The organism is Dysgonomonas sp. Shenzhen-Wh21 (assembly GCF_043392705.1).
Classification (GTDB): domain Bacteria; phylum Bacteroidota; class Bacteroidia; order Bacteroidales; family Dysgonomonadaceae; genus Dysgonomonas.
Genome location: NZ_JAIXHZ010000152.1, coordinates 1 through 4300 on the forward strand (window position 1 = coordinate 1; position 4300 = coordinate 4300).

General features: G+C 34.5%; 6 protein-coding genes. 4 read left to right on the plus strand and 2 right to left on the minus strand.

Annotated elements, in window-relative coordinates:
- Both LDB17_RS10215 and LDB17_RS10220 read left to right on the plus strand, forming a co-directional pair.
- Positions 1-330, plus strand: a 330-nt coding sequence (locus LDB17_RS10215; RefSeq protein WP_393925025.1) for a prolipoprotein diacylglyceryl transferase family protein, incomplete at its 5' end; no start/stop codon positions are given.
- A 12-nt stretch (positions 331-342) separates the two neighbouring features.
- Positions 343-1548, plus strand: a complete 1206-nt coding sequence (locus LDB17_RS10220) for an FprA family A-type flavoprotein (protein WP_252638109.1) — start codon at positions 343-345, stop codon at positions 1546-1548.
- Positions 1549-1637: 89 nt separating this feature from the next.
- On the opposite strand, the gene LDB17_RS10225 is transcribed toward LDB17_RS10220, so the two are convergent.
- Positions 1638-2234 carry an outer membrane beta-barrel protein gene (locus tag LDB17_RS10225; RefSeq protein WP_252638110.1) on the minus strand — a complete coding sequence of 199 codons (597 nt, stop codon included), beginning with the start codon at positions 2232-2234 and terminating at the stop codon, positions 1638-1640.
- Between the two features lie 298 nt (positions 2235-2532).
- Here LDB17_RS10225 and LDB17_RS10230 point away from each other — a divergent pair, with 298 nt between their 5' ends.
- A complete protein-coding gene (locus LDB17_RS10230) occupies positions 2533-3420 on the plus strand; it encodes an AraC family transcriptional regulator (RefSeq protein WP_252638112.1) in 888 nt (295 codons plus the stop codon).
- A 66-nt stretch (positions 3421-3486) separates the two neighbouring features.
- Here LDB17_RS10230 and LDB17_RS10235 read toward each other — a convergent pair whose 3' ends face one another.
- A complete protein-coding gene (locus tag LDB17_RS10235; RefSeq protein WP_252638113.1) occupies positions 3487-3780 on the minus strand; it encodes a hypothetical protein in 294 nt (97 codons plus the stop codon).
- Between the two features lie 172 nt (positions 3781-3952).
- On the opposite strand from LDB17_RS10235, the gene LDB17_RS10240 reads away from it, so the two are divergent.
- Positions 3953-4225 carry a hypothetical protein gene (locus LDB17_RS10240; protein WP_006842849.1) on the plus strand — a complete coding sequence of 91 codons (273 nt, stop codon included), beginning with the start codon at positions 3953-3955 and terminating at the stop codon, positions 4223-4225.
- Positions 4226-4300 lie beyond the last annotated feature (75 nt).

Here is a 4300-nt window from a genome sequence, read left to right on the forward strand (position 1 = left end):
AACGAATTACCATGTCATCCTACACAAATATATGAAGCCCTCATTTACTTCGCGATTTTTTGTATAGGACTATATCTATTCTATAAAACAAATGCAAAAAACAAACAAGGCCTGATACTAGGGGTCTCTCTTATAGGGATCTTCCTTTCCAGATTTTTTATCGAATATATAAAAAATGTACAGGAGCCATTTGAGGTTAATATGATAGCTACTTTCGGTATTAATATGGGACAATTGCTAAGTATCCCATTCGTACTATGGGGTATATGGCTAGTGTGGAATGCAACAAGAAAAAAAGCAACAATAGAAAGCAAAACAATAAAGAAGTAGAAGTAATTTCGTATGTTAAAACCAATTCCAATAGAAGATGACCTTTACTATATCGGAGTAAATGATCGCACTAAGAATCTTTTTGAAAACTTATGGCCACTCCCTAAAGGCGTATCTTATAATTCATACCTTCTTGTAGATGAGAAGACAGCTCTTTTTGATACAGTAGACGTATGTTATTCTGATATTTTTTTCCATAAGCTGGAAATAGCCTTAAATGGAAAGTCTCTTGACTATGTAATCATCAATCACATGGAGCCCGATCATTCAGGTTCTCTGGGATTGCTTAGAAACAGATTCCCGAATGTACAGATCGTAGGTAACAAACGTACGGCTGAAATGGTACAAGGATTTTATGGAATCTCAGATGGAGTGAAAGTTATAGAAGACGGAGAAGAACTGTCTTTAGGTAACAAACATAAGCTTATTTTCAATCTGACACCAATGGTACATTGGCCTGAAACGATGATGACATATGACACTTATCATAAGATCATATTCTCGGGCGATGCTTTTGGTACATTCGGAACTCTTGATGGTGGTATTACCGATGCACAACTACATCCTGAGCGCTACTACGATGAGATGGTGCGTTATTATTCTAACGTTGTAGGCAAGTTTGGCTCTCCGGTACAGAAAGCACTTGAAAAACTTAATACTCTCGAAATAAAATATATCTGTTCTACACATGGTCCGATATGGACTCTTGACGAACAGATAAAAAAAGTAATAAGCATATATGACAAGCTAAGCCGTTATGAAGGCGATGAAGGCGTTGTGATTGCTTATGGCAGTATGTATGGCAACACTGAGCAAATGGCTGAAACAGTAGCTTACGAACTGGCTCAACAAGGGATAAAAGAGGTTATATTACATAATGTATCGAAGCGTTCACATTCATACATTATACGTGATATATTCAAATACAAAGGATTGATCATCGGATCTCCTACATATAACAACAAACTCTTTCCTGAGGTAGAATATCTAATCTCGAAAATTGAAGGTCGTGATATGAAGCACCGTTATTTCGGATATTTCGGATCATTTACCTGGGCGGGAGCAGCAGTTAAGCGTTTGGCTCAATTTGCAAGCGACAGTAAATTTGAAGTCATAGGCTCGCCGGTAGAAATGAAGCAAGCTATGAACCTAAATACTTATGAAGACTGTGTTTCTCTGGGAAAGGCTATGGCCGACAGACTTAAACAAGACAGATAAGCTATTCGCGCATTAAGTAGATATAATATAAAACAAAAGCCGTCCTTTAAAGAACGGCTTTTGTCTTATTATAGAATAAGTCTAAATTATTAGAACACAAGGTTTACACCAATTTCTGTTTGGCTAAGATCGAAATCGAATCCGAAATTATCACCTTTGATTCCAGCATATTTTGCATGTTGATAACCTAAGAATCCGAATTTACCTGTTAAAGTAATTTTATCTGTAACATTAACTGCTACACCCGGACGGAAACCAACTTCCCAAGCATTTAGTTTATACTTTTCAGCGGCAGTCTGACCTGTAGCTACCATATAATCTGTTTTTCCATAAGTATATGCTACGCCACCATCAACAAACAGGCTACCCATAGTTCCTTTTAGGAATGACATACGTAGGAAAGGATTTACTGTAAACGCGTCTTTGAAAATAATATCGGAATTTACAGAACCGTTTAATGCTGGTTTATTGTGTGCATAACCCAATCTGATACCTACTCCCATATTATTAGTAAATGCATAACCTACTTCAGGAAGAATACGGTATGATGATACTCTGTCGCCACCATCAATTTTAGTACTGTTGAAACCAACGCTACCTCCAACCCATATCTGACCAACATCTTGTGCTGAAACTGTTGCTGTTAGACCTAACATAATTGCAAGTGTAAAAAATAACTTTTTCATAACTTTTAATTTTTGTTTTTAATTTACCTTTATTTAATTAACTCAATCTTTTAAGATATTCTCTTATTGATGAAGACAAAGGTCTAACAAAATAGAGAACGACAAAAGGTCTATTTTGGCTTAAAGATGTTCTAAAATTCTTTTTAGGCATAACTTTGAAAAATTGTTGACAACAGAAATAGTCTAAAATTCTTATAATATGTTCAAAAGTTCTTTTTGGCTTTTTCTATATTTCAATGAAAATAGACTATGTTTGCATTCATCTTAATCGACTTTTTACACAAAAAGAATTCAAAATATGAAATTGGCAAAAATCCAACTAGAGGATATTTCAGAACATATAGATCCTTTCGCAATCAAAAATTTTATTATATCCGATAAAGCAGTATTATTTCCTCCTCTGTCCTCCAATTTTCCGTTTATACTAGATGGCGTAGCTTTTGCCATTTGTATTAAAGGGAATGCTCGTATAAAAATAAATTTCAAAGAATATGATATAGAGAAAAACATGATTATTACAATCATGCCTCAGTTTGTCACAGAATTTATCACACGTAGTGAAGATCTGATGCTTGAGTTTTTAATTTTCTCTATAGATTTTCTAACAGAAATGCCCAATATATCGAACTTCGACATATCGAGAAGTATTATGCAAAACTCTTGTATAAAAATATCAGAAACGGAAGCCAACAAATATCTGGAGTTCCACTCTTTTATTGTTAAACAATACAAGCGCAGAGATCATCCATTTAGGAATGAAATGGCTAAAAGCCTCTTATATGCAATGCTAACCGAGATAGGTAATATATATTACAATCGGATCAAAGATGTAAGTGCGCACGAATGTGATAGCATGAATACATCTTCGCATCAGGATGAATTAATCTCACGCTTTTTTAATTTATTATTGCAATATCACAAAAAAGAACGATCGTTACAGTTCTATGCGAGTGAAATGTGTCTCACTCCAAAATACTTATCAACTATTGTAAAAAGCAGAACAGGCAGAACAGCCTTTATGTGGATAAATGAAGCCTTGATTGCATCAGCAAAACATCTGCTAAAAACAACAACAAACACAATTTTACAGATATCAGACGAGCTGAATTTCCCCAATCCTTCTTTCTTCGGGCGATTTTTCAAGAAACATACAGGACTAACTCCCGTACAATACAGAGAGACTTAATGCATTAGGGGGAAGAGAAAAATAAAACATAAAAACGGGAAAGGGTTTCGCGATAAAATCGAAATATCATGATATAAACTTCCTAAGTAAGGGGTTCTTTTTCATATCATCATATTTGCGAACTACTACCCCCAGCCTCTCGAATAGTTGACGGATAAGCGGATCAATATCCATTACATACACCTCTTTGATTCGATTGGTTAATAACCAAAGAGCCAAATAATTGACGTCCTTTTTCACTATAATGTCTTTTTCGATCTCTACGACTGTATTACTGTCGGTATGCAAAACGATTATAGGTATTGTGTCTATATCGGATTCGTCAATCTTATCGTTTTTAAGAAATAATGCTATTTTCATAAGATTAACTTTTAGGTAAAGTTGATAAATATATATGATCGTCAAAAGTCCTATAAAGCGGTATAAGTGTCCTAAATATCCTAAGTTACTATTATTTGAACAAAGTATGTCTTCGTTATGTTTAAAATGAAGAGTATACTACACATTAATATTAAATAAAAATAGAAACATTATGAAGAAACTATTAATCGGAGCAGCTGCCGGTATAGGTCTTGCGCTCGTTATTTATAAGTTGGCAGAAAGTGGTAAGCTAGATTGTGTATGTGATGACTTAAATAAGTTATCAGGTCAGGCTAAGAAAAAAATAAAAGATGGTATCGATGTTGGAAAAAACCAACTGGAATATCTAAAGGAACGTGCAGCCTACAAGTCTGAACAATTAAGCGAATTGGCTGATGAAGTGGAAAAGAAAGTTTTGGACAAATTAAATAAAGCCAAGAGCTAACTCCAGAATTATTGGTTGATAAAGAAACAAAAAGGAATGCTAACGTTAGCATTCCTTTTTGTTTCTTTATCAACC

Coding starts and splice junctions, on each gene's coding strand:
- LDB17_RS10220 (WP_252638109.1), top strand. CDS start 343: ATGTTAAAACCAATTCCAATAGAAGATGACCTTTACTATATCGGAGTA.
- LDB17_RS10230 (WP_252638112.1), top strand. CDS start 2,533: ATGAAATTGGCAAAAATCCAACTAGAGGATATTTCAGAACATATAGAT.
- LDB17_RS10240 (WP_006842849.1), top strand. CDS start 3,953: ATGAAGAAACTATTAATCGGAGCAGCTGCCGGTATAGGTCTTGCGCTC.
- LDB17_RS10235 (WP_252638113.1), bottom strand. CDS start 3,780: ATGAAAATAGCATTATTTCTTAAAAACGATAAGATTGACGAATCCGAT.
- LDB17_RS10225 (WP_252638110.1), bottom strand. CDS start 2,234: ATGAAAAAGTTATTTTTTACACTTGCAATTATGTTAGGTCTAACAGCA.